Annotated in this window: 22 protein-coding genes; 10 read left to right on the top strand and 12 right to left on the bottom strand. The window is 73.5% G+C overall.

The annotated features are described in order from the left end of the window. Positions 1–286 precede the first annotated feature (286 nt). Positions 287–3,118 carry a helix-turn-helix transcriptional regulator gene (locus OHS58_RS19560; protein WP_326948363.1) on the top strand — a complete coding sequence of 944 codons (2,832 nt, stop codon included), beginning with the start codon at positions 287–289 and terminating at the stop codon, positions 3,116–3,118. A gap of 199 nt (positions 3,119–3,317) precedes the next feature. On the opposite strand, the gene OHS58_RS19555 is transcribed toward OHS58_RS19560, so the two are convergent. The 4 genes from OHS58_RS19555 to OHS58_RS19540 all read right to left on the bottom strand — a co-directional run bounded on the left by OHS58_RS19555 (position 3,318) and on the right by OHS58_RS19540 (position 7,167). Beyond that, positions 3,318–4,517, bottom strand: coding sequence for an MFS transporter (locus tag OHS58_RS19555; RefSeq protein WP_326954300.1), 1,200 nt, complete (start codon positions 4,515–4,517; stop codon positions 3,318–3,320). 111 nt (positions 4,518–4,628) lie between these two features. Beyond that, positions 4,629–5,564 (bottom strand): NAD-dependent epimerase/dehydratase family protein, encoded by a 936-nt coding sequence (locus OHS58_RS19550; protein ID WP_328649338.1) that lies wholly within the window; start codon positions 5,562–5,564, stop codon positions 4,629–4,631. Then, the gene (locus OHS58_RS19545; RefSeq protein ID WP_328649337.1) at positions 5,561–6,433 is read right to left on the bottom strand and encodes an alpha/beta fold hydrolase; all 873 of its coding nucleotides are present in this window, start codon (positions 6,431–6,433) and stop codon (positions 5,561–5,563) included. Before OHS58_RS19545 ends, OHS58_RS19550 begins: the two co-directional genes overlap by 4 nt. Continuing rightward, entirely contained in the window at positions 6,430–7,167 is a 738-nt protein-coding gene (locus OHS58_RS19540) for an SDR family NAD(P)-dependent oxidoreductase (RefSeq protein WP_328649336.1), read from the bottom strand. The genes OHS58_RS19545 and OHS58_RS19540 overlap by 4 nt, the downstream gene beginning before the upstream one ends. A gap of 90 nt (positions 7,168–7,257) precedes the next feature. On the opposite strand from OHS58_RS19540, the gene OHS58_RS19535 reads away from it, so the two are divergent. After that, a complete protein-coding gene (locus tag OHS58_RS19535) occupies positions 7,258–7,872 on the top strand; it encodes a TetR/AcrR family transcriptional regulator (protein WP_326948368.1) in 615 nt (204 codons plus the stop codon). Beyond that, positions 7,869–8,759, top strand: a complete 891-nt coding sequence (locus OHS58_RS19530) for a LysR family transcriptional regulator (protein WP_328649335.1) — start codon at positions 7,869–7,871, stop codon at positions 8,757–8,759. Before OHS58_RS19535 ends, OHS58_RS19530 begins: the two co-directional genes overlap by 4 nt. A 28-nt stretch (positions 8,760–8,787) precedes the next feature. On the opposite strand, the gene OHS58_RS19525 is transcribed toward OHS58_RS19530, so the two are convergent. After that, the gene (locus OHS58_RS19525; RefSeq protein WP_328649334.1) at positions 8,788–9,564 is read right to left on the bottom strand and encodes an SDR family oxidoreductase; all 777 of its coding nucleotides are present in this window, start codon (positions 9,562–9,564) and stop codon (positions 8,788–8,790) included. A 170-nt stretch (positions 9,565–9,734) separates the two neighbouring features. On the opposite strand from OHS58_RS19525, the gene OHS58_RS19520 reads away from it, so the two are divergent. After that, entirely contained in the window at positions 9,735–10,448 is a 714-nt protein-coding gene (locus OHS58_RS19520) for a VOC family protein (RefSeq protein ID WP_328649333.1), read from the top strand. Here the strand turns inward: OHS58_RS19520 and OHS58_RS19515 are convergent. Beyond that, positions 10,426–11,184, bottom strand: coding sequence for an SDR family oxidoreductase (locus OHS58_RS19515; protein WP_328649332.1), 759 nt, complete (start codon positions 11,182–11,184; stop codon positions 10,426–10,428). The two genes, OHS58_RS19520 and OHS58_RS19515, sit on opposite strands and share 23 nt — an antisense overlap. 148 nt (positions 11,185–11,332) lie before the next feature. Between OHS58_RS19515 and OHS58_RS19510 the strand changes: the two genes are divergently transcribed. Further along, complete coding sequence (locus OHS58_RS19510; RefSeq protein ID WP_328649331.1) at positions 11,333–12,568, top strand: NAD(P)/FAD-dependent oxidoreductase; 1,236 nt, start codon at positions 11,333–11,335, stop codon at positions 12,566–12,568. A 77-nt stretch (positions 12,569–12,645) separates the two neighbouring features. Further along, on the top strand, positions 12,646–15,507 hold the full coding sequence (locus OHS58_RS19505) for an AfsR/SARP family transcriptional regulator (RefSeq protein ID WP_328649330.1): 2,862 nt from the start codon (positions 12,646–12,648) through the stop codon (positions 15,505–15,507). Here the strand turns inward: OHS58_RS19505 and OHS58_RS19500 are convergent. Together OHS58_RS19500 and OHS58_RS19495 are read right to left on the bottom strand one after the other, a co-directional pair. Then, on the bottom strand, positions 15,487–16,119 hold the full coding sequence (locus OHS58_RS19500) for a dihydrofolate reductase family protein (RefSeq protein ID WP_328649329.1): 633 nt from the start codon (positions 16,117–16,119) through the stop codon (positions 15,487–15,489). The two genes, OHS58_RS19505 and OHS58_RS19500, sit on opposite strands and share 21 nt — an antisense overlap. Before the next feature lie 64 nt (positions 16,120–16,183). Beyond that, positions 16,184–17,014 (bottom strand): helix-turn-helix domain-containing protein, encoded by an 831-nt coding sequence (locus tag OHS58_RS19495; RefSeq protein WP_328649328.1) that lies wholly within the window; start codon positions 17,012–17,014, stop codon positions 16,184–16,186. Positions 17,015–17,062: 48 nt separating this feature from the next. Between OHS58_RS19495 and OHS58_RS19490 the strand changes: the two genes are divergently transcribed. Continuing rightward, complete coding sequence (locus tag OHS58_RS19490) at positions 17,063–17,575, top strand: GNAT family N-acetyltransferase (protein WP_328649327.1); 513 nt, start codon at positions 17,063–17,065, stop codon at positions 17,573–17,575. On the opposite strand, the gene OHS58_RS19485 is transcribed toward OHS58_RS19490, so the two are convergent. Further along, entirely contained in the window at positions 17,556–18,683 is a 1,128-nt protein-coding gene (locus tag OHS58_RS19485; RefSeq protein WP_328649326.1) for an ROK family transcriptional regulator, read from the bottom strand. The two genes, OHS58_RS19490 and OHS58_RS19485, sit on opposite strands and share 20 nt — an antisense overlap. A 59-nt stretch (positions 18,684–18,742) precedes the next feature. On the opposite strand from OHS58_RS19485, the gene OHS58_RS19480 reads away from it, so the two are divergent. Next, complete coding sequence (locus tag OHS58_RS19480) at positions 18,743–19,987, top strand: MFS transporter (RefSeq protein WP_328649325.1); 1,245 nt, start codon at positions 18,743–18,745, stop codon at positions 19,985–19,987. Continuing rightward, positions 19,984–20,448, top strand: a complete 465-nt coding sequence (locus tag OHS58_RS19475) for a hypothetical protein (protein ID WP_328649324.1) — start codon at positions 19,984–19,986, stop codon at positions 20,446–20,448. The genes OHS58_RS19480 and OHS58_RS19475 overlap by 4 nt, the downstream gene beginning before the upstream one ends. On the opposite strand, the gene OHS58_RS19470 is transcribed toward OHS58_RS19475, so the two are convergent. Then, on the bottom strand, positions 20,445–21,272 hold the full coding sequence (locus OHS58_RS19470; protein WP_328649323.1) for an SGNH/GDSL hydrolase family protein: 828 nt from the start codon (positions 21,270–21,272) through the stop codon (positions 20,445–20,447). The two genes, OHS58_RS19475 and OHS58_RS19470, sit on opposite strands and share 4 nt — an antisense overlap. Next, entirely contained in the window at positions 21,269–22,603 is a 1,335-nt protein-coding gene (locus OHS58_RS19465; protein ID WP_328649322.1) for an MFS transporter, read from the bottom strand. The genes OHS58_RS19470 and OHS58_RS19465 overlap by 4 nt, the downstream gene beginning before the upstream one ends. Before the next feature lie 112 nt (positions 22,604–22,715). On the opposite strand from OHS58_RS19465, the gene OHS58_RS19460 reads away from it, so the two are divergent. Then, on the top strand, positions 22,716–23,372 hold the full coding sequence (locus OHS58_RS19460; RefSeq protein ID WP_328649321.1) for a TetR/AcrR family transcriptional regulator: 657 nt from the start codon (positions 22,716–22,718) through the stop codon (positions 23,370–23,372). A gap of 30 nt (positions 23,373–23,402) precedes the next feature. Here OHS58_RS19460 and OHS58_RS19455 read toward each other — a convergent pair whose 3' ends face one another. Then, a complete protein-coding gene (locus OHS58_RS19455; protein WP_326948384.1) occupies positions 23,403–23,795 on the bottom strand; it encodes a hypothetical protein in 393 nt (130 codons plus the stop codon). Positions 23,796–23,839: the final 44 nt, after the last annotated feature.

The following is a 23,839-nucleotide window of genomic DNA, read 5'->3' as shown; positions in this document are numbered from 1 at the left end:
CCGACGGCGACCGCTCGGTGAACCCGCATCGATTCCTCCGGTGGTCAATTGTACGTGACTGATCTGTTCGGGCCTCGATGGACCATCGCAGAGCCGGGGCAACCGGTGGTCAACGGGCGGTTAATGACCCCCCAACGACAAGTGGCGGAATGGAGCTTAACCGGAAAGCCGATCAATTGCCGAATTGTTATTATCCCGTGAGGAGGGTTCGGCAACCCCGGCCGACGTTCCGGCAACCACAGTGTACATCTTGTTGGGTAACAGTTTCCCTCCTATTATCTCCCCTGTGCGACCGCTCACGGAGGGTGCCGAGCTCCTGATCGGCCGGGACGACGAGGTCTCCCGGCTGGTCGGCTGGGTGCGTGAGGTGGTCGCGGGCCGTGGTCGCGCCGTGCTCGTGGACGGCGAACCGGGCATCGGCAAGTCCGCGCTGGTGCGCGCCGGTGGCGGTGCCGCGACCGGGATGGGCTGCCAGGTCTACTGGGGCGCCGGCGACGAGCTGGGCCAGGCCCTGCCGCTGCTGCCGCTGCTGGACGCGTTGCACATCACGCCGTCCGCGAAGGATTCCCGCCGTAGCGCCATCTCCGGGCTGCTGCACGGGAGTGCGGTCGCGGGCAAGGGCGCCGACCTTGCCGCCGCGGCCGCCGAGCAGCTGCTCGCGCTGGTGGACGAGCTCTGCCAGGACGGACCGGTGGTGCTCGTCGTCGACGACCTGCAGTGGGCCGACCGCACGACGGTGGCCGTGTGGGGCCGGCTCGCCCGCTCGGTCCGGCAGCTTCCGCTGCTGCTGATCGGCGTGCTGCGCCCGGTCCCGCGCCGCGACGACCTGCGCTCGCTGTACCGGATCGTCGGCCCGGCCGAGCGGTTACGACTGGGCCGGCTGGCCGAACCGGCGGTGATCGAGCTGGTGACCGCGCTGGCCGGCGGCAGACCGGGGGCCGAGCTGGAGCGGCTGGCCGACGACGCCGCCGGGAACCCGTTGTACCTCACCGAACTGCTCGACGCCCTGACCAGGGGCTCGTGCCTGGACGTCGACGACGCGGGTGTCGCCCAGCTCGCCGAGGGGGACACCCCGGACTCCCTGCCGGAGGCGATCGCGGACCGGCTGGGCTTCCTGCCGGAGCCGACGCGGGCCGTGCTGCGGGCGGCGGCGTTGCTCGGGGTCGGCTTCTCGGTCGGGGACCTCGTGACCGTGACGGGCTCCCCGCTTCCCGGCCTGCTGCCCGCCCTCGACGAGGCCCGGACCGCCGGGGTGCTGGTGGCGGCCGGCGACGACCTGGCGTTCCGGCACCCGTTGATCCGCAAGGCCTTGTACGACGAGATGCCGACGTCGGTCCGGGTCGCCTGGCACCAGGGTGCCGCGCGGTCCCTGGCCGAGGCGGGCGCGCCGGTCGAGCGGGTCGCGCTGCACCTGCTGCCGATGGTGTCGACCACCGACAGCCGGGTGCCGGTGCCGGCCTGGGCCGTGCAGTGGCTGCTGGAGGTGGCCGCGCCGTTGATCGGCCAGGCGCCCGCGGTCGCCGTCGCGCTCCTGCGCCGCGCGGTGCGGGACGCGCGGCCCGGTGACGCCGTGACCGCCGCGCTGACCTGCCGGCTGGCCGACGCGCACTACCGGCTGGGCAACTTCGGCCAGGCCGAGCGGATCGCGTGCCGCGCCCTGGAACACCTCGACGACCCCGACCTGCTCGTCGACCTGCACACGACGGTCACCCAGTGCCGCGGGATGACCGGCCGCTCCGCCGAATCCCTGGCGGCGCTGAACGACGCGGTGGCCCGGCCGGGCCTGCAACCCCGGCACCGGGCCCGGTTGCTCGTGCTCATCGCGCGCACGCACCGCGACCTCGGCCAGGTCGTCACCGCCAGCCGGGTGGCCACCGAGGCGCTGGAGGAGGCCGGGCAGGTCGAGGACCGCTGGGCCACCGGGTGGGCGTTGCACGTGCTGAGCCTGGTGGCGATGATGCGGGGCGAGTGGACCGCGGCGTTGCCGCTGTTCGAGCGCGCGATGGCCAAGGCGCAGGGCGATCCCGCGCTGACCGACCTCGGCCTGCTGCTGCGCATCAACCAGTCGGTCACCTTCGGGGCGCTCGACCGCTACACCGACGCGCTCGCCGCCGCCACGCGCGCCCGCGAGCTGGCCGACCGCACCGGCAGCGTCGTGCGCCTGACCCAGGCCCAGAGCGCGCTCGGGCAGCTGCTGCTGGGCACCGGCCGCTGGGACGACGCGCTGGCCGAGGTGGACGTCGTCCCGGACGACCTCAAGGACCCGAGCGTGGCGTGCTGCGACCACGGGGTCGCCGCGATCATCCACTTCCACCGCGGCGACGGCCCCGCGGCCCGCAAGCACCTCGACGTGGCGTCGCCGTATTCGGAACGCATCGGCGGCCGGGTCGTGGAGTCCCTGGCCCGGGCCCGCAGCCTCGCCTTCGAGCACGACGGCTTGCCCGAGCGGGCGCTCGCCGCGCTCACCGACGCGCTGGCCGGCGAAGACGAGGGTGAGGACCTGCTCGCCGACGCCGCCCGGCTGGCCGCGGCGACCGGCGACACGCGGACCGCGGTGGAGATCGACGCCCGGGTCCGCAAGATCGCCGCCGGTTCCACCGTGCCGCACCGCCTCGCGCTGGCCTCGTACTGCCACGGCCTGCTCGAGCTGGACGCGGCGACGCTGCTGCAGGCCGCCGACGGCTACCGCGACGCGGGCCGCCCGCTCTCGCGGGCCAAGGCCCTGGAAGCCGCCGCGATCGCCTTCGCCGAAACCCGGTCCGACGACCGCGGCTCGGCGCGGGCCGCTTTCACCTACGCCCTCGACCTCTACGCCGAGCTGGGCGCGCACTGGGACGTGGCCAGGCTGCGCGCGCGGTTCCGGGCGTTCGGCATCCGGCGCGGCCCGACGGTGAAGCACCGCCAGATCACCCACGGCTGGGACAGCCTGACCCCGACGGAAGGCAAGATCGCCGCGCTCGTCGTGGAAGGCCTGTCGAACCCGCAGATCGCGGCCCGCCTGTACCTGTCGCCGCGGACGGTCGGCACGCATGTGTCGCACATCCTGACCAAGCTCGATGTCCACTCGCGTATCGACATCGCGCGGGAAGCCGCTCGGCACCGGTCTGCTTCGGGCTGACATGGCGCGGCGGAAACGCTCGAACCACCGGCGCACGGTCGCCATCAACGGGCCGAGGGTGCTCGGCCGATCCATGGGACCACGCGTGGTTGTCGTCACGCCCTCCACGTTATCGAACTGATGAGCGAGCGCCATCGCTGAAACGGGTGAACTCCGGGCGCACCCCGACCAGGGGTGCACCCGGAGCGGGCCGGGAACATCAGGCCGCGGCCTCGGGCGCGTCCTGCTGGTGCACCGGGAGCAGGACGTGCGGGGCCGGCGTCGGTGCCGGCTCCGGAGCCGGTTCCGGCTTGGGCGCCGGTTCGGGTTCCGGTTCCGCCGGAACCCGCTGGGACACCGTGATGTGCCCGCTGGCCACCTGGCCGAGCAGGATCACCAGCACCAGTACCAGCGGAATCTGCCAGCCGCCGGTGTGCGTGTGCAGCCAGCCGCAGGCCAGCACGCCGAAGCCGGCGATGACGTACCCCACGCCCTGGACCACGGCGGACAGCGCCAGGGAACTGTCCTTGCTGCGCAACGAGATCGTCGTCAGGACGAACGCCAGCGACCCCATGCCCGCGCCGGTGGCCGCGGCCCACAGCCAGGGCGCCGCCGCCGGTGCGATGAGCAGCCCGGCCACGCCGACGACGTTGGGTGCGGCCAGGACGACCACGAGCAGGGTCTGGTTGCGCCACCGGCGCGTCCAGCCGGGCACCAGCCACATCATGGGCAGCCCCATGGCCATCGACAGCGCGAGGTACGCGCCGGCACTCGCCGGCGGCACACCCGCGCTGCGCAGGATTCCCGGGAGCCAGCCCATGACCAGGAAGGTGACCGTCGAGATGAGTCCGAAGTGGAGGGTCAGGGCGCGGGCCCGCACCGGTCCGGTCGCGACCTTCGGTGCCAGGAACTCGACGTGCGTGCGCCGCCACACCCGCTGGGCCAGCAGGGCCGTGAGCGCCCACACGCCCAGGCCGACCCGCCACGACGACGACAGCACCGCCAGGGGCGTGATCAGCGCCCCCGCCGTGCTGCCCAGCCCGAGCCCGAGGGTGAACGCGGCCGACCCCTTGGCCAGCATCGGCAGCACGGTGCCGAGCGCGGCGATGGCCAGGCACGCCAGCGCCGTCCCGGCCAGCAGCGGCACCGGGCCGCCGAGGACCCGTGCGAACAGCGACGCCGCCAGCCCGAGGAGGGACACGGTGACGATCCGGTGCGTCCCGATCCGGGCGCACAGCCAGGGCGACGCCCAGCCGCCGAGGCCGATCGCCCACAGGGGCAGCGCGACGAGCACGGCGGCGACCAGGCTCCCGGCGACCGAGATGTCCGGCAGGGCCGCGCCCAGGCTCGTCACGGCCGGGCGCAGATTGAGGGCCAAGATGAAGATCACGACGGTCGAAACAGGGGTAGCACGGGACATCGCTCCTCCTCGGTATCGAGGCCGGAGCGTGGAGCCCCGTGAAGCAATGCTTCGCGATCGGACCACAACAGACATCCGTCACCTGACGGATCTATGAAGTTCCGTTGCAGCTCAAGGGAGTGCGGTGTCCCGGACGCCCGCGAACGGGCGTGCATCGGCACGGCCGGACGGGGGTGCGCCGACCGCGCCCAGCAGGTCGGTGTGCCGGGGCGCCCACCCCAGCTCCCGGCGGCTGCGCGGGGCGCGGCACCGGCTCGACGCGGCGAGGATCAGGGCGTCGAAGGCACCCCAGACGGTCGTGGCCTCCGCCACGGTGAGGCTTCGCGTGGCGCACCCCCGCTCCCGGGCCACGGCTTCGGCGATCCACCGGGTCGGGGTCTCGCCCGCGACCGCGTGGTACAGCGCACCGGCGGTGCCCCGGGCCAGCGCGAGCCCGAAGAGCCGGGCGACGTCGTCGAGGTGCACGTGGGAGTAGGTGTTGAGGCCTTCGCCGACGTAGCACGCGGCGCCGGTCCGCTCGGCCGACCGGCGGATCAGCGGCACGTGGCCGTGGTCGCCCGGACCCCAGACCATGCCGGGCCGCACGACGATCGCGCGCACGTCCCGGCCGGCCGCGGCCCGCACCAGCTGCTCGACCGCCAGCCGGCGCGCGGCCAGCGGTTCGACCGTGAACGGGTCGTCCTCGGCGAAGCTGTCTTCGCTCCAGGCACCGCCGGTGCGCTGGAGGAGGACCCCGCTGCCGGAGGTGAACAGGAACGTCTTCCCGGAGCCGGCGAGCGCGTCGAGCAGGCGCGTGACGACGCGCTCCTCGGCCTCGGCGTCGAGCTGGGCGGCGAAGACGACCGCGCCGGACGCCGTCGCGGCCGCGACGACCTCGGCGAGGCCGTCGTCGACGTCCCCGCGCAACGGCGTGATGCCTTGGCGCGTCAGGCGTTCGGCCGCGTCGGCGGAGCGGGCCAGGCCGGTGACGTCGTGGTCCGCTCCGGCGAGGTGCCGCGCGACGCCGCCGCCGACGAAGCCCGTCGCGCCGATGACGAGGACCCTCACGGCCGGGCTCCCGCGAGGTACTCGCGCAGGGTGCGCACGAACCACTCCGGGGCTTCTTCGGCGACGAAATGGCCGGTGGGGGCGATGAAGCCGGTGAGGTCCTTGGCGTACGGGCGCAGGGCTTCCGTGGTCTGCCCGCCCACCGAATCCCGGCCGCCGACGGACAGGACCGGCACGCTCACCCCGCGTTCGGCGAGGACGCCCCGGTTCTCCACGCCGTCGTCGAGCAGGGTCCGGTAGTGCCCGAAACCGCCGCGCAGCCGGTCCCGGCCGCGGTAGGCGCGCGCGTAGAAGTCGAGTTCCTCACTGGTGAACGTCGAGGGCGTGCTCCGGGCGGTGAAGGTCGCCTCGACGAACTCCCGCTCGTGGCCGTCCAGGAGCATCTCGGGGAACACCGGCGCCATGAAGAACCCGAAGTGCCACGAGCCCCCGGTGACGACGTTCATCGACTCCTCGAGGTCGACCCCCGGCAGGAAGGCGTCGAGCAGCACGACGGCGGCGACGTCCGCGGGCCGGTGCAGCGCCCAGGCGAAGGCGACCATGCTGCCGATGTCGTGCCCGACGACCACCGCGGGCCCGGTCAGGCCGAGTGCGGTGAGCAGGCCGCGCACGTCGTCGGCCTGGTTGACCTTCGTGTAGCCGCCGGCGGGCCGTTCGCTGGCCCCGGTGCCGCGCAGGTCGGGGACGACCACCGTGTGGTCCTCGGCGAGGGCGGGCATCACCCGGGCCCAGGCGCGGCCGGTCTGGGGCCAGCCGTGCAGCAGCACCAGCAGCGGACCGTGGCCGCCCACCGCGGCCGAGAGCCGGACGCCGTTCGTGTCGGCCGTGCGGACGTCGAAGCCCTCGGGCAGCCATTCGTAGGTGCTCATGCGGGCAGCCCGCTCGGCTCGCCGCCGTTGGCGACGACGACAGTGCCGTTGATGTAGCTGCTGTCGGAGTCCACGAGGAACCGGACCACCCGGGCGATCTCCTCGGGTTCGCCGATGCGCTCGCGGAGGTTGGCCCGGCCCAGGACGTCGACGTTGCCGCCGAGCATGGCGGTGGTGCCCGCGGTGCGGACCGGGCCGGGGGAGACGCCGTTGACCCGGACGCCGCGGCCGCCGAACTCCGTGGCCCACGAGCGCGTCAGCAGTTCGACGGCCGCCTTGGACGCGCCGTAGGCGCCGCCGATCGGTGCCGGCGAGGTCGCCGCGGTCGAGGTGATGTTGACGATCGTGCCGTGCCCCCGCTCGGCCATGGCCGGCGCCAGCGCGCCGACCAGCAGGAACGGCGCGCGGGTGTTGAGCGCGAACTGCCGGTCGAAGCTGTCCGCGGTCGTGTCCGGCGTGCTGGTGAACGCGTAGCTGCCGGCGTTGTTGACCAGGATGTCCACGTCACCGGCTTCGGCGGCGAGCGCGACAACCTCGCCGGGGTCGGTCAGGTCCGCGCCGACGAAGCGCGCGGTGCCGCCTTCCGCGGTGATCTCCTTGACGAGCTGGGCGCCTCGCTCGGGGTCGCGGCCGTGGGCGATCACGTCGATGCCGTGGGCGGCGAGGTCGAGCGCGACGGCCCGGCCGATGCCGGCGGTGGCGCCGGTCACGAGGGCGGTGCGGGTGGGGGACATGGGGTCGGCCTCACTTTCTGGGTTGTCCTGTCCAGAACAGTAGGGACGGTTTCTGGATTGCGCAACCCAGTCTTGCGGTAGGCTGACGATGTGACCGAAGCGCCGAAACCGCGTCGCCTGACCCCGAAGGGCCGCGCCACCCGGGACCGCATCATCGAAGCCGCGACCGAGCTCATCGCCCGCCACGGCGTGGCCGGCACCGGGATCGAGGACGTGCGGGCCGCGGCCGGCGTGAGCGGATCGCAGCTCTACCACTACTTCGACGGCAAGCAGGCGCTGATCCGGGCCGTCATCACCCGGCAGGCCGACTCGGGTCTGCCGCGGATCTCGGCGCTCGACAGCTTCGAGGCGCTGCGGGCCTGGGCCGACGCCGGGATCGAGCGGCAGCGGGAGAACGGCTGCCGCAGCGACTGCAACCTCGGTGCGCTGGCCGGCGAGCTGAGCGTCAGCGACGAGGAGTCCCGGACCGACCTGGCCGACGGCTTTCTCCGCTGGAAGGACCTCCTGCTGGAGGGCCTGCGCGCGATGCGCGACCGCGGCGAGCTGCGGGCCGGCGCCGACCTCGACGAGCTCGCGTTCTCGCTGCTCGCCGCCCTGCAGGGCGGGGTCCTGCTCTCGCAGACCATGCTTGACGTGCGGCCGCTCGAAGCGTCGATGAACGCCGCGCTGGCCTACATCCACTCGTTCGCCGCGAGCGCCCGATGAGCCTCCGGCAGTACGAGTACGCCCTCGCCGTGGCCGACGAGGGCTCGGTGACGGCGGCGGCGGAACGGCTGCGCGTCGCCCAGCCCTCGGTGTCGCAGCAGATCCGCGGCTTGGAGCGGGAGCTCGGCGTGCAGTTGTTCGCCCGCACGCCGTCCGGCCTGGTGCCCACGGTGGTCGGCCGCGCGTTCCTGCGGGAGGCGCAGGTCGCGGTGAACGCGTCGCGGCGGGCGCGGGCGACGGCCCGGGCCGGGGCCGACGAGCTGGTGGGCGAGCTGACGGTCGCGGTGCAGCTGGGTTTCGGCACCCGGCAGCTGCCGGGCGCGCTGGGCGCGTTGCGCCGCCGCTTCCCGCGGCTGGAGGTCACCGTCTTCGAGGAGCCGAGCTCCGCCGAGCTGGACCGGCTGGGCCGCCGGGGTGTGCTGGACCTCGCCCTGATGGCGGCGTGTGAGCAGACCCCGGATGACGCCCACCACCTCGGCGACGAGGAGTTCGTCGTGGTGCTGGGCGCCGGGCACCCGCGGCTCGCCGCGGACCGGGTCGAGCTGAGCGGGCTGGCGGGGGAGCCGTGGGTGCGCTTCGACCGGGACGGCGCGCTCGACGCCGTGCTGCTGAACGTGTTGCGGGACAACGACGTGACGCCGAGCGCGGTCGCCCGCGTGTCCCAGACGGCGACGGCCGTGCGGTGGGCCGCCGCCGGGCTGGGCGTGACGCTCGTCCCGGCCTCGGCGGTGCCCGAGGGCCACGCGCACCTCGTCCGCCCGGTCTTCCCGGCCGTGACCCAGCCCGTTGTCGCCGTTCTCCGGAAAGGCCCGGGACCGGCGGAAACGGCGTTGCTCGAACTGCTGCGCCGGGAGACCTGGTCGCATTCTTTTGCGCCGGTTTCCTGACGGCCGGGAACAATTCCCCGGAACGGCGTCAGCCCATCGGGAATTCCCCGCCGTCCACGATGAGGTTCCGTCCGGTCAGCCAGCTCGCCCGGTCGGACGCGAGGAACAGCACCGCGTCGGCGATGTCCCCGGGCCGGCCGTCGCGCCCCAGCGGCGTGGTGTCCCCGGCGTTGGTCTCGGCCGGCGCCACGCTCAGGCTCGCCCACTGCTCCCGCGTCGCTTCACCGCCGGGAGTGGCGGTGCGGCCCGGGGAAACGGCGTTGACGCGGATGCCGAGCGGGGCCAGTTCCAGTGCCAGGCCCCGGCTGTAGTTCTCCAGCGCCGCCTTCGCCGCCGTGTAGTGCAGGAACGGCCCGACCGGGGTGAGCACCGCGGCCGAGGAGACGTGCACGATCGTCCCCGCGCGTCGGTCCCGCATTCCCGGCAGCAGCAACGCATCCAGCCGGACCGAAGCCAGGTAGTTCAGGTCCAGCGCGTCCTGCCACTCCTCGTCGGTGATGGCCGACGAGTCCGCGTGCGGTCGCGCCCCGCCCGCGTTGTGGACCAGGACGTCCACCCCGCCGAGCACCTCCTGCGCGGCCGCGGCGAGCGCTTCCGTGCCGGCCCGCGTCCGAACGTCGGCCGCCACAAAGGAAGCTCCGTCCGGCACCGTGCTCGTCGCCGAGCGGGCGGTCGTGAGCACCTCGGCGCCCGCGTCCAGGAACTGCCGCACGACGGCCGCGCCGATGCCGCGAGTGCCACCCGTGACCAGGGCTCGTTTTCCCGCGAGTTCCCGCGGTCCCGATCCGTTTCCGATCGTGGTCATGCCACCGGTCCTTTCTTTCCGTGTTCGTCTTGGTCACGGTAGGTCCGGAAAAGCGCGGGAAGCAAAGACGAATTGTCAGCAGCCGCTATAGGGAACGCCTATGGCGTCATCGCGGGCAACCGGATCGATATTGCCTTGCCCTCGCCTGGGGCGGTGTCTACGTTCCGGTGATGCGTTCGAGACTGCTTGCGGTGACCTTCGAGGCGGACGACCCGGCTGCACCGGCCCGGTTCTGGGCCGGGCTGCTCGGCCGGGAGGTCGTCGAGGATGACGGCGGTGTGCTGCTCCCGGGCAGGGACGCCCAGCTCGGCCTGCGGTTCGTCCCGGGCCGCGCCGGCCGGCTCGGCGCGAACCGGATGCACCTGCACCTGACCAGCGCCGACCTCGACGACCAGCGGCACACGGTGGACACGGCGATCGGGCTCGGTGGCCGTCACGTCGACGTCGGGCAGCGACCCGAGGAGCGGCACGTCGTCCTGGGCGACCCGGCCGGTTACGAGTTCTGCGTGATCGAGCCCGGCGACGATTACCTCGCCGGGTGCGGCCCGCTCGGTGAGCTCACCTGTGCCGGTTCCCGGCAGGTCGGCCGGTTCTGGAGCGAGGCGCTGAGCTGGCCCCTGGTGTGGGACCAGGGCGAGCAGACCGCGATCCAGTCACCGCGCGGTGGCACGAAACTCGCGTGGGACGTGTGGGATGGCACGCCCGAGGAGCCGGACCGGCAGCGCTTCGAGCTGCTCCCGGCGGACGGCGACCAGCGGGCGGCGGTCGACGAGCTGATCTCCCTCGGCGCCGCTCGGCTCGGCGTCCGCGACGACGGCAGCGTCGTGCTGGCGGATCCGGACGGCACCGAGTTCCGCGTGCTCAGTGGGGATCGGTCTGGTTGAGCGTCGCGACGACCTGGTCGTAGTCGCCGCGGGCTTCGCCGTAGCGGAGGAACTTGACGCGCTCGACCTGGATCTCCTTCGCCTCCGGCCGGGTCTCCAGGATCGTCATGACCTCGGTGACGAACTCGTCGAGCGGCATGGCGTGCTCGCTCTCGGCCTGGCCGGGCAGCAAGTCCGTCTGCACCGAAGGCGGCACCAGTTCCAGCACGTCCACGGTGGTGTCGGCCAGCTGCAGCCGCAGGGATTCGCTGAGCATGTGGATCGCCGCCTTGGACGCGTTGTAGCTCGGAGTGACCTTGAGCGGGGTGAAGGCCAGTCCGGACGAGACGGTCACGATGGTGGCGACCGGCCGGCTCCGCAGGTGCTCGACGAACGCGGCGATCAGCCGGATCGGGCCGAGCACGTTGGTCGTCACGACCTCTTCGGCCGACTCCAGGAACGACTCCGGCCGGTGCCAGTCCTCGACGCGCATCACGCCGGCCATGGTGACGAGCACGTTCAGCTCGGGGTAGCGGGCGAGCACGTCCTTCGCGGCGGCCTGGATGCTCGCGGCGTCGGTGGTGTCGATCCGCACGGTGCCGATGCCTGGGTACTCGGCGGCGATCTTCTCCAGCCGGTCGGTGCGCCGGCCGCCGACGATCACGGTGTTGCCCCGCTCCCGGAGGGCGAGCGCGAGCGCCAGCCCGATACCGCTGGTGGCGCCAGGGATGAAGAGGGTGTTTCCGGTGATGTCCATGCTCCGAGCATCACGCACCCGCCCGCGCGGTGGCAGAGAGCGGACATCGGGGGACCGGCGATCCCCGCCTCGCGTGGGTGAGGTTCGCGACCGGCGCGGTTGGACTCGGCCGGGCCGGGAACCCCGCACCGTGACGAAGGGAGCGCGGATGGCCGGGGAATCGGGTGTGATCGTCGTCGGAGGTGGGCTGGCGGGGCTGAGTGCCGCGGCGCGGCTGCACCGGGCCGGGATCGGGACCACCGTGCTGGAGGCGGGCGACGACGTCGGCGGCCGGGTCCGCACCGACGTGGTCGACGGGTTCCGGCTCGACCGCGGGTTCCAGGTGCTACTGCCCGCGTACCCCGCGGTGCGGCGGCTGGTCGACGTGAAAGCGTTGCGGCCCAAGCCGTTCACCCGCGGCACGATCGCCGTGACCGAGACGGGCCGCCGGTGGCTGGCTGGCCCGTGGCACGGGCTGCCCGCGGTGGGCGGGGCCGCCGGGTTCGCCGCCGGCCATCCCGGTGACGCCGCGCGGATGGCGGCCCTGGCCGCCCGGGACCTGCTGGCGCCGGACGCGACCGTCCGGGCCGACGCCGGGCGCAGCACCGCCGAGGAGCTGCGGCGCTGGGGCCTGAGCGCGGCCACGGTCGAGCAGGTGCTGCGGCCGTTCCTCGCGGGGGTGTTCCTCGACCCGTCGTTGCGGACGTCCGCGCGGATGTTCCACCTGCTGTGGCGCAGTTTCCTGCGTGGCGGCGGGGTACTGCCGGCCGAAGGCATGCAGGCCCTGCCGCGTCAGCTGGCCGACGGCCTGCCGCCCGGCACGGTCCGCACCGGCGTCGAGGTCGCCGAGATCACCGCCGACGGCGTCCGCACCGGCGACGGCGAGCACCTGCCCGCGCGAGCCGTGATCGTGGCGACCGACGGTGACACCGCCGCCCGGCTGCTGCCCGGCGTCGAAGCGCCCGCCTGGCACGCGGTGACGACGTTCTACTACCGCGCCGCGGCGACGCCGTTGCGGTCGCCGACGCTGCTGGTCGACGGGCTCGACGAGCTGCTGCTCAACACCGCGGTGCTCAGCGAGGTCGCCCCGGGGTACGCCCCGAGCGGGTCGGCGCTGATCTCCGCGTCCGTGCCCGATCGCGCCGATCCCGGCCTGGAGCCGCAGGTCCGGCGCCGGCTGGCGCGGATCTACGGCACCGAGACCGGCGGCTGGGACCTGCTGGCCGCCTACGCGCTGCCCCGGGCGTTGCCGGTGTTCGGGCCCGGCGCGCCGCTGCGACTTCCGGTGCGGCTCGCCCCCGGCCGCTACGTCTGCGGCGACCACCGCGACACGCCGTCGGTGCAGGGAGCGCTGGTGTCCGGGCAACGCGCGGCGGCCGCGCTGATGGCCGACTTGACCGGCTGACGAACAGGCGGTGCCGAGCCTCTGACTGAGCGTATACGCTGTGTCCGGTTTCCGTGACGCTCGGGGAGGTGAGTGCGGTGCTGCGGTTGTTGGGGGAGGTGGCCGCGTCCGTCGACGGCGTTCCGGTGGACCTCGGGCACCCGCGGCAGCGGTGCGTGCTGGCCGCGCTGGTCGTCGAGCGCGGCCGGGTCGTGTCGACCGACCGGCTCGCCGAGCGGGTGTGGGGCGCCGCGGTGCCGTTGCGCGGCCGCGAAACCGTGCACAGCTACATCTCCCGGCTGCGCCGCGCCGTGAGCGCGGTGCCGGGGGTGAGCCTCGTCCGCCGGTCCGGCGGCTACGCGCTGATCGCCGACGCCACACCGCTCCCGGTCGACTTGTACGTCTTCCAGGACCTCTGCGCGCGGGCCGGTGCGGACAGCGACGACGCGCGCGTGGTCTCGACCCTCACCGAAGCGCTGGCGTTGTGGCAGGGACCGGCGCTGACCGGCCTGACCGGCGACTGGGCCGACGCCGAGCGCGACCGGCTGGAGCGGGCCCGGCTGGCGGCGCAGCTCGACCTGGCCGAGACGCGGCTGCGGCTGGGCGAAGGCACCGAGCTGGTCGCCGGGCTCGCCGCCCTGGCCACCGGGCACCCGTACGACGAGCGCATCGCCGGCCTGTACATGACGGCCCTGCACCGGGCCGGGCGGACGGCCGACGCCCTCCAGCACTACCGGGAGGTCCGCGCCCGGCTGTCCGAAGACCTGGGCATCGACCCGACCGCCGCGTTGACGGACACGCACCGGCGGCTGCTCGGGCGGGATCGCGAAGCGCGTCCGCCTGCCAGTGCAGGAAAGAACCCGGCCCGCCGCAACTGCCTGCCCCGCGATCTCCCGGACTTCACCGGGCGGGCCGCCGAGCTCGCCCGCCTGGTGACGTCGACCGGCGACCGGGCCACCGTCTACTCGGTCGACGGGATGGCCGGGGTCGGCAAGACGGCGTTCGCCGTTCACGCCGGGCACCTGCTGGCCGACCGCTTTCCCGACGGCGTCGTCTTCGTGGACCTGCAGGGGCACAGCGCGGGGAAGACGCCGCTGACCGCGGACGAGGCACTGGACGTGCTGCTGGGCCAGCTGGGCCTCGCGGCGACCGGCGACGCCAAAGCGCAGTGGCGGGCGAAGACCGCGGCGCTGCGGCTGCTGGTCGTGTTCGACAACGCCGTGGACGAGACGCAGGTGGCCGCGCTGCTGCCCGCCGGTCCCGGCCTCGTGATCGTGACGAGCCGGGCCCGGCTGCCGGACCTCGCCGGCGCCCGGCCGATCTCCCTGGCCGTCCTGCCGGAGGAAGAAGCCACGGCGTTCTTCGCCCGGCTGGTGGGCACCGACCGGGCGGCCGCCGAACCCGAGGCCGTGGCGCGCATCGTCCGCCTGTGCGCGGGCCTGCCGCTCGCGCTGCGGCTGTCCGGCGCCCGGCTCGCGCACCGCACCGCCTGGCCGATCGCGTACCTGTCGGCGCAGCTGGCCGACGCGCGCCGGCGGCTGCCGAAGCTGTTCGCCGACCGCGAGGTGGCGCTGGCGTTCCGGATGTCCCACGAGCACCTGCCCCCGGAAGACCAGCAGCTCTTCTACGCGCTGGGCCGCCATCCCGGCGCCGACGCGGACACCGCCGTCCTCGCGGCGATGACCGGCACGCCGGTGGGCCGGGCCGACGACGCCCTGCAGCGGCTGGTCGACGTCCACCTGGCCGAGGAGGCCGTGCCCGGCCGGTACCGCCAGCACGACCTGCTGCGCCAGTACGCCCGCGGGCTCTCCGACGACCCGCGGATGACCGGGAAGATGCTCGACCACTACCTGGCGGCCGTCACCGACGCCGCGGCCAGCTTCGAGGCCGGCGGCCCGGAAGCGGCGGCGGCGCACGCCTGGCTGCTGGCCGAGCGCGGCAACCTCCTGGCCGCGACGCGCTGCGCCGCGGCCGAGGGCTACGGCACCCACGCCTGGCAGCTGGCCATCTCCTTCTGGCACTTCCTGGAGCGCGACCTCGGCGGCGACCCGATCGAGCTGCTGGAGCAGAGCCTGGCCGCGGCGCAGGAGACGGCCGAGGGCGGCGAAGGCCTGCTGAGCACGCTGCTGGCGCTGGCCCACTGGTCCGCCGGCCACACCTCGCGGGCCTTCGACCTGCTGACGGCGTCGGCGAAGCAGCCGGAGAACACCGAGTCCCACGCGCACACCCTCGCCCTGCTCGGCTTGATGCACCTGCAACGCGGCGACCACGAGCCGGCGGCGCGGCACGCGCAGGCGGCGGCCGACGGGCTGGCCGGCCTCGCGCGCCTGTCCCCGCTCGGCATCGACGCGCGGATCATCACGTGCTGGACCCGCGGCGTCGTCCGCTGGCTGAACGGCGACTACGAGCCGGCGCTGGCCTTCCTGCGCACGGCTTACGCGGGCTGCGAAGAGCTGGGCCGGTTCAGCCCCAACGACCACGTGCTCACCGCGCTGGCCCGGTGCCTCATCGCGCTCGGCGACGGCGAAGAGGCTCTCGGCCACCTCCGCCAGGCCTGTGACCTGCGGCAGCGGATCGCCGACCGGGAAGGCGAAGCCGAGGCCCTGGTGCTCATCGGCACGGCCCACCGCGCGGCGGGCCGCGTCCACGACGCCCTGGAGCCGCAGCGCGCCGCGGTGACCATGCTCGACGACGACGTCCGCCTCCAGGCCTACGCCCGGATCGAACTGGGCCGGACCCTTCTCGCGCTGGGCCACGGAACCGAGGCCGTCGAGCAGTTCACGATCGTGGTCCGAGGCGAGCACCTTCACGAACGAGCCCAGGCCCACGCCGAACTCGCCCGCACCGGCGACGACCCGTCAGCGGCGCGGGACCACGAGCGGGCCGCCGCGGACATCGCCGCCCGGCTCGACCTGGACCGGCCGAAGTCGTTGCCCCACCTACGCCCCGCCGGCTGGTGAGCGGCGCACCTTGAACTTCAGGTGCAGCACCCGGTCGCCCTGGATGACGACGTGCGGGTCCTCGAGCAACTGCTGCCCCTCGATGCCGGCGAAGAAGCGTTTGCCCGACCCGAACACCACCGGCACGACGTCCATCGCCACTTCGTCCACCAGACCGGCGGCGAAGATCCGGCTGCCCGCCTCGCCCGCGTTCACCGCGATCGTCCGGTCCCCGGCCAGCTCCTGGGCCTTGGCGATCGCCGCCTTCGCGCCGTCGGCGAAGTGGTAGGACGCCTCGGGGTGCCAGCCCGCCGGCTTGGGCCGGTGGGAGACCACGACCACGTGCTCACCCGCCGGCGGCTTCCCCTCCCAGCCGTTCACCAGGTCGAACAGCGTGCGGCCCATGACGATCACGCCGATGCTCTCCCACATCGCCCGGACGTAGGGCGCCGACGCGCTCGAGACCCGGAAGCCGTCGCCCGTCCCGGAATGGTCGAACTCCTCGTCGGGTGGCGTCTCGGTGATCGGGGTGTCGCCGGAGAAGTACCACTCGTGCAGCGGGCCGACGTCGTCGTGCTCGTCGGCGATGAAGCCGTCCACCGACACCACGTTCTGCATGATCACCGTGCCCACGGGCCCTCCTCGGGTCGTCTCGCCCCGATCTTGGCGTCCCGGGCCGGGCCGCGCTTGTAAAAAATCACTCGGCGGGCATCGGCGGGAACGGCCCTTCGGCGGGGAACCGGCGCCGCAGGGCCAGGAACTCCGTCGGGGTGTGGCCGGTGAAGTCCTTGAACTCCTTGCCGAAGTGCGCCTGGTCGAAGTAGCCGACGCGGTGCGCGAGATCCGCCCAGCCGGCCGGGCCCAGCGCGTCCACCGAGAGGATCAGCCGCGCGAAGCGGTAGATCCGCGCCACCCGTTTCGGGGTGATCCCGACGTGGGCCTTGAACTGCGCGGCCAGGTGGTTGCCGCTCACCCCGGCGGCCTCGGTCAGCGCGCCGACCGGGACCGCGCCGTAGGAGGTCGCCAGCCGTCCGCCGGTGTGCCGGACCAGGTCGAGACCGCGCGCCGGCGCCTCGGCGAGCCGGGCGCGCAGCTCCTCCTCGACCACCCGCAGCGTCTCGCCGGCCGACGCGAGCTCCCCGAGCCGGTCGCGGATCCGGTCGAGGGACCGGTGCCAGACGGCGTCGACCGGCACCCACCGGTCCCGCAGCTCACTGGCCGGCACGCCGACGAACGGCGACAGCCCCCACGGCTTGAAGTGCACCCCCACGAGCCGCACCCGCGCGGGGAACTCGACGCGGAAGCGCCGGGTCCACATCCCCATGAACCACCCGTCGGCGAACACCGCCGGCGGCACCGAAGGGTCGGAGTCGTACAGCCGGACGGGCGCGCCCAGGTTGAGGAACAGGTGCGCCGACGGCATCGGCGGGACGGTCATCAGCCGGTGGCCCGGCACGCCGGTCTGGTAGTAGACGTCGTCGACGAACCGGTCGAGCGGCGGGGCGGGCACCTGGCCGACGTACTCCATGAGCCCAGTGTGGCCGGGCCGGTCCGGCCCGCGCGATAGGTTGCCGCCATGACCGAGCCCGGACCCTGGCCCCCGGCCCCGATCAGGACCGAGCGGCTCGTGCTGCGCGAGTCCGAAGCCCGGGACCGCGCGGCGTTCGTCGAGCTGTTCGCCTCGCCCGAGGTCGGCACCTACATCGGCGGCGCGCAGCCACGCGACGAGCTGGAGCGCACGGTGGCCGCGGTGCCCGGGCGGCGCTTCGGCCTCTTCGTGGCCGACCTCGACGGTGCGATGATCGGCATGATCACGCTCGACCCGCACGACGCGGAGACCGAGCTCGGCTACCTGTTCCTGCCGGACGCGTGGGGCCGTGGGTACGCCACCGAGGCGTGCGCGGCGGCGCTGGACTGGTTCGCCGGCGCTCGTCCCGGTGAAACGGTGGCGCTGCGCACCCAGACCGCCAACGTCGCCTCGATGCGGCTCGCGGCGAAACTGGGGTTCACCGAGGTGGAGACGTACGAGGCGTACGGCGCCCAGCAGTGGCTCGGCCGGTGGTCGCCGGTCAGGCCGGCCGGCCGGTGAGCGGCTGCAGGCCCGCGGGGTCGGGCAGGCCGTAGCGGGTGTTGAGCACCTGCATGGCCGCGCCGGCCGCGACCACGTCGGTGCCCAGCGTCGTCAAGCTGACTTCCACGGTGAGCCAGTCCGCGCCGGGGAGCTGGGTGCGCACCGCGTGCTCGACGGCGTCCCGGTAGACGTCGCCGTGGCGGAGCAGGTCGGCGCCGCCGAGGACGATGTGGCCCAGGTCGAGCGTCTGCAGCAGGTTCACCACGCCGGTCGCGAGCACGGCGGCGGCCGCGGCGGGGTCGGCGGCCCGTTCGTGGACGGCTTCCAGGCAGCCGTGCCGGCCGCACGCGCACCGCGGCCCGTCGAGCTGGACGACCGTGTGGCCGAACTCGCTGGCGTTGGTGTGCGCGCCGCGGTGGGCGGCGCCGCGCAGCCACAGGCCGGCCCCGACCCCGGCGTCGACCACCACCAGGGCGGCGTCGCGGAAGGCGGGGCCGCGGCGCCAGGCTTCGGCGGTGACGCCGGCCGTGACGTCCTTGTCCACCACCACCGGCAGGCCCAGCTCGCGCTCGGCGAGCTCGGCCAGCGGGACGTCGCGCCAGTGCCGCAGCCGGTGCGCGCCGCGGACGGTGCCGCTCGACTGGTCGAGCGGCCCGATCATGCCGACGCCGACACCCGCCAGGATCCGGGCCGGGTCCGCGCCGGCGGCCGGCTCGGGCGCGCTCAGGCGGTGTTCGGCGATCATCGTCGTGACGCCGGCGGCGAGCCGGACCAGCAGCTGCTCCGGGGTGAAGTCGTCCGGCAGCGGGGTCGTGGCGGACGCGCGGACGGTGCCGGCCAGGTCCGTCAGGGCCAGGCGCAGCTCGCGGCGGGTGACCTGCGCGCCGATCGCCCAGCGGCTTTCGGGGACGAGCCGGTAGACCGCGGCCGGCTTGCCCAGCGCCGGCCGCCGCACGCCGGCCGGGGCGAGCAGGCCCTCCTCGACCAGGCGCGCCAGCACCTTCGACACCGCCTGCGGGGTCAGCCCGGTGACCTCGGCGACCGTGCCCCGCTCGAGGGTGGGCAAGGTCCGCGCCAGCGCGATCACCAGGGCCTCGTGGTAGTCCCGCAGGAAAGCCAGGTGCACCGCGTCACCTTACCGCCGGTGTCTGGAACTAACGCAACAGCGTTGCTAAAGTCGCCGGAATGGAGGATCTCACCCGCCGGCGCCGCTGGGCCGCGCTGCTCGCACTGGCCCTCGGCTCGGTCGCGATCGGGCTGACCGAGTTCGTGCCGGCCGGGTTGCTGCCGGACATCGCGCGCAGCGTGCTCGGGGCCGAGTACGCCCGGTCCGAACCGGACGCCGTCGCGCACGCCGGCTGGATGATCACCGCGTACGCGCTGGGCGTGGTCGTCGGCGCGCCGCTGATCGCCACGATCACCGCGCGGCTGGGGCGCAAACGCCTGGTGCTCGGGTTGCTGGTGCTGTTCGTGCTCGGCACCGCGGCGTCCGCGCTGGCCTCGACGTTCGGGCTGGTCCTGGCGGCCCGGTTCGCCGCCGGGCTGCCGCACGGCGCGTACTTCGGGGCGGCCGGGCTGCTGGCGGCGTCGCTGATGGGGCCCGGCAGTGAGGGCCGGGGGTTCGCGGTGGTGCTGAGCGGGCTGACCGTCGCCAACGTGGCCGGCGTCCCGGTGATCACGCGGCTGGGGCAGGCCGTCGGCTGGCGGACGGCGTACCTGGTCATCGCCGGGGTGTTCCTGCTCGCGCTGCTGGCCGTGGCGCTCACGGTGCCGGACGCGCCGGCCTCGGGCGGGTCGCCGGCCGACGAGCTGCGGGCGTTGCGACGGCCCCAGGTGTGGCTGGTCGTGGCGACCGCGTCGATCGGGATCGCCGGGTTCTTCGCGGTGGACAGCTATCTCGCGCCGATCACGACGTCGGTCACCGGGCTGTCGTCCGGGTCGGTCGCCTGGGTCCTGGTCGCCGTCGGGCTGGGCATGACCGTCGGCAACGTCCTGGGCGGCTGGTCCGCCGACCGCAACCTGCACCGGGCCATGGTGGCGGGCTTCGGCGCGGTGATCGTCGCGAACGTCTACTTCGGACTGACCGCCGGCTCGGCGTTCGGGCTGTTCACCGGCGCCTTCCTGATCGGCGGGACGATCCTGTTCCTGGGCCCGGTCCTGCAGGCGCGGCTGATCGCGGTGGCGCCGGGCGCCCAGCTGATGGGGGCGGCGCTCAACCAGTCGGCGTTCAACGCGGCCAACAGCATCGGCGCGGCGCTGGGCAGCGTGGTCATCGCGGTCGGCCTGGGCTACCGCGCGACGGCGTGGGCCGGCGTCGTGGTGAGCGCGATCGGGTTCGCGCTGGCCGTGGTGGGCTTGGCGGTGGAGCGCCGTCGGGCCGCCCGGCCGGCGGCGGTCGCGGAAGGGGACCGGATAGGGTCCGGCGGGTGAAATACCCGGAACTGGAAACGGCGATCCTGAACCTCGTCATCGCGGCGAGCGACGAGAGCGCCGCGGCGTTCGGCGCCGCGACGATCACCCGGCTGCTCCGGGAAGAAGCCGTGGAAGACGCCGTACCGGACGAACTCAGCGAAGACGCCTGGGCCGCGCTGGCCGCCGCCCGCGCGTCGATCCTGACCGTCGACGCCGGTGAGCTGGGGGCCCTGATCGAACGGATCGACGCGGGGATCCTGGTCGACGACGACCTCGACCGCGGGATCGTCGCCGCGCTGACCGCCCTGATGCACTGGAACAGCTACCTCCAGGGCGGCCGGCGCGGCGAGCTCTACGAACTGGCGATCCGCTCGATCGAGGACGTCGACTTCCAGGTCTCCGCCGATCTGGACGACATGCTGGCCACCCCCGAGATGGCCGCGGAGTACGACCGGATCCGCGGCCTGCTCACCTCCTAGCGGGCGACCCCGGCGGCCGCGATGATCGCGGCCGCCGCGGCCATGCCCGCGGCGTTCGGGTGGTACGGGTACGCCGGGGACGCCGGCACCGCGCCTTCCAGCCACCGGGTCGCGGGTGCCGCGCACAAACCGTGCCGGGCACTCGGGTTCCGGATGTCCACATAGGACGCCTTGGTACGGGCCGCCTGGCCGGCCAGCATCACCATCAGCCGGTCGAACGTCGCCTGGATGTAGTTCGCGTCGGCGGCGGTGTACGGGTCGGCCGGGTAGCAGCCACCCGGTTGCCAGTAGGTCAGGTAGCCGACGACCACCACGCGGGCGGCGGGGGAGCGGCGGTGGATCTCGGCCAGCGCGGCGGCAACTTTCGGTGCGGTGGCGGCGATCCGCGCCTGGAACTGGTCGACGCCGCCGGTGGTGTACTGGTCCCGGCACGATGGGACGACGGGCCCGTCCGGGCTCGCGCACGTCACGAACGCCGAGCTGAGGACGATGTCGTTGGCGGCGATCGCGAGCGTGACGAGGTCGGTGTCCCGGCGCAGCGCGTCGAACTGCGGTGCGACGATCCCGGCCTGCCGCCCGCTGAGGTCGGCGGTCGTCGCGCCGGAGCACGTCACGTCGGTGAGCGTCGCGCCCAGCCGGCCGGCCAGGACGTGCGGCCAGTTCCTGTTGGAGCGCAAGCACGTCGCGTCGATCTGGTCCGGGATCAAGGGACCCGCGGCCGACGAGTCGCCGAGCGCCACGTACCGGATCCGCCCGCTCGCCTCCGCCGGTGCGGCGGCCAGGCAGGCCAGCAGCACCAGCACCAGCACCAGCACATACCTCACTGGACCGGCTGCCCTTCGCGCGCCGTGACGGCCCGGTCCTGCACCGCGGCGCGCCGGATCGACATGCCCAGCACCGGCACCAGGGCGACGGCGACGCAGGCCGCGGCGGCGAACACGTAGTAGGGCGCGACGAGGCTGTCCGTGGAGCCTTCGATGAGGCCGTAGACGTACGGCCCGACGAAGCCGCCGGTGATCCCGAGCATGTTGATGAACGCGAGCCCGGCCGCGGCCATCAGGCCGGACAGGCGTGACATCGCGACCGACCAGAACAGCGGCAGCGTGCCGAAGGCGAAGAAGTTCGAGATGAAGAGCAAGCTGATGCTCCACACCGGGTTCCGCGACACGAGGAAGCCCACGAGGACCAGCAGCACGGCGCCGGCGCAGATCCCGATGAGCGTCACCTCGTGGCCGTACCGGCGCTTGAACCAGGGGAAGAACAGCACCCCGGCCAGCCCCGAGATGCCGCCGCTGCCCGCCACGAGGCCGATCAGGAACGGGCTCTGCAGGCCGAGCGACTGGATGTAGGCGGGGAAATTGAAGCCGATCCCGCCGCCGATCGACTGGTTGATCAGGTAGATCGCGCCGAGCAGCAGCACGGTCGGGTGGCCGAACGCCCGGCGCAGGTTCCCGCGCACCCGCGTCGGCGACGCCGCGGTGTCGCCGACGGCCCGCTCCGAGAGCATGGCCGCTTCCTCCGCCGTGAGCCACTTCGCGTCCGTGGGCCGGCTGGGCAGCGCGAACCAGACGACGATGCCGATGAGGACGGTGACCAGGCCTTCGACGAGGAACATCCACTGCCAGCCGCGCAGTCCGGCGACGCCCTGCAGTTCCATCAGCGCGCCGCCGACGGGGGAGCCGATGATGACCGCGACGCAGGGCGCGACGTAGATCAGGCCGACGATCGTGACGCGGTGCTTCTGCGAGAACCACTGCGTGACCATGTACATCATCGCCGGGAACAGGCCCGCCTCGGCGGCGCCGAGCAGCAACCGCAGGATGTAGAACGAGACGTCGTCGCCCACGAACATCATCGCGGCGGAGACGATGCCCCAGGTGATCGCGATGCGCGTGATCCACAGGCGCGCGCCGACGCGGTAGAGGATCAGGTTGCTCGGCACCTCGAGCAGCGCGTAGCTGATGAAGAACAGGCCGGCGCCGAGCCCGTAGGCGGCCGCGCTGAGGCCGATGTCGGCCGCGAGCGAGGTCTTGGCGAGCGCGACGTTCGTCCGGTCCACATAAGACATGAAGTAGGCGAGGCCGAGCACCGGCAGCAGCCGGGTCACGGCCTTCTTGGTGGCGAGTTCGTGCAGGAGGTCTCGTGCGTTCGTCATTGGACGCCTTTCAGGTGACTTCTCACGCTGATACCGTCTGACCTGCAATACTACGGAGTATCACGGTAGGGTTCGGCGCGTGTTGGTGTCAACAGCCCGGGCCGGACATGGGATGATGGGACACCTGAAGAACGAGGAGGACGACCAGGTGAGCGCGAGCCCCGACGTCGAACCCGGTGCGCGGAGCAGGATCCTCGACGCCGCGGCGGAGGCCTTCATGGCGACCGGGTTCGCCAACGCCACGATCGACGACATCGCGCGCGACGTGGGTGCGACCAAAGGCCTGGTGTACTACCACTTCCGGTCGAAGTTCGACATCTTCCTCGCCGTCTACGAGGAGGCGATGGGGCGCGTGCGCGAGCGGATCGAGGTGCTCGCCCACGGCGACGGCACGGGCCGCGACCGGCTCGTGGCGATGTCGGAGGCGCACGTGGTCAACCTGATGCAGGACCTGGCCTACCACCACGTCGTCCACCAGGCGGTGCGCGGCCAGGTGGCGACCGCGCTGAAGGCGCGCCAGGTCGAGGCGCTGCAGGAGCTGAACCAGCTGCGCAGCGACTACGAGCAGCTGTTCCGGAAGGTGGTGGAGGCCGGCCTCGCCGACGGCTCCCTGCGCGCGGTCGACGCGTCACTGGCCACGCGGACCCTGCTGAGCAACCTCAACGCCGTCGACACGTGGTTCCGGCGGATCGAGGGCCAGCCGGCCGAGGAGATCCACGCACTGGCACGCGGCGTCGTGGACCTCCTGATCGGCGGCCTGGCCGGCTGACCCCGGCCACGGCCGCCTACCAGCGCGGGATCAGAACTCGTCCGCTTTGGTCAGCTCGTGCTCGAAGGCGTCCGCCCGGGCGACGAGCGTCTTGAGGGGACGCTCGAACTCGAGCTCGATGCTGAGGTCCTCCAGGGGCAGCGTGTGCTTGAGCAGCGCGACCCCGTCCACGACCGCCGCGCCGCCGGCGGCCGCGGCCCCGGCCAGCTCCAGCAGCTGCCGCAGGTCGATCTTGTCGGCCCAGCCGACCGGCGAGGAGATCTCGACCCACGCGCCGCCGTCCAGCTCGGGCAGGTGGTGCACCGTCGCCTGCTGCGTCCGGTCCTGCGGCCCGGCGAGGCGGAACCGCAGCCAGTCGCCTTGCTCCTCCAGGACTTCGTACCGCGTCCGGACAAAGTTGATCACATCGGTCCAGGTGGTCACCCGCTCCGCCTCTCGCCTAAGGCCTTCCAGCGAGAGGAGCATCT

The organism is Amycolatopsis sp. NBC_00348, from assembly GCF_036114655.1.
Lineage (GTDB): Bacteria > Actinomycetota > Actinomycetes > Mycobacteriales > Pseudonocardiaceae > Amycolatopsis.
This window is presented reverse-complemented; position numbering and strand designations above follow the sequence as displayed.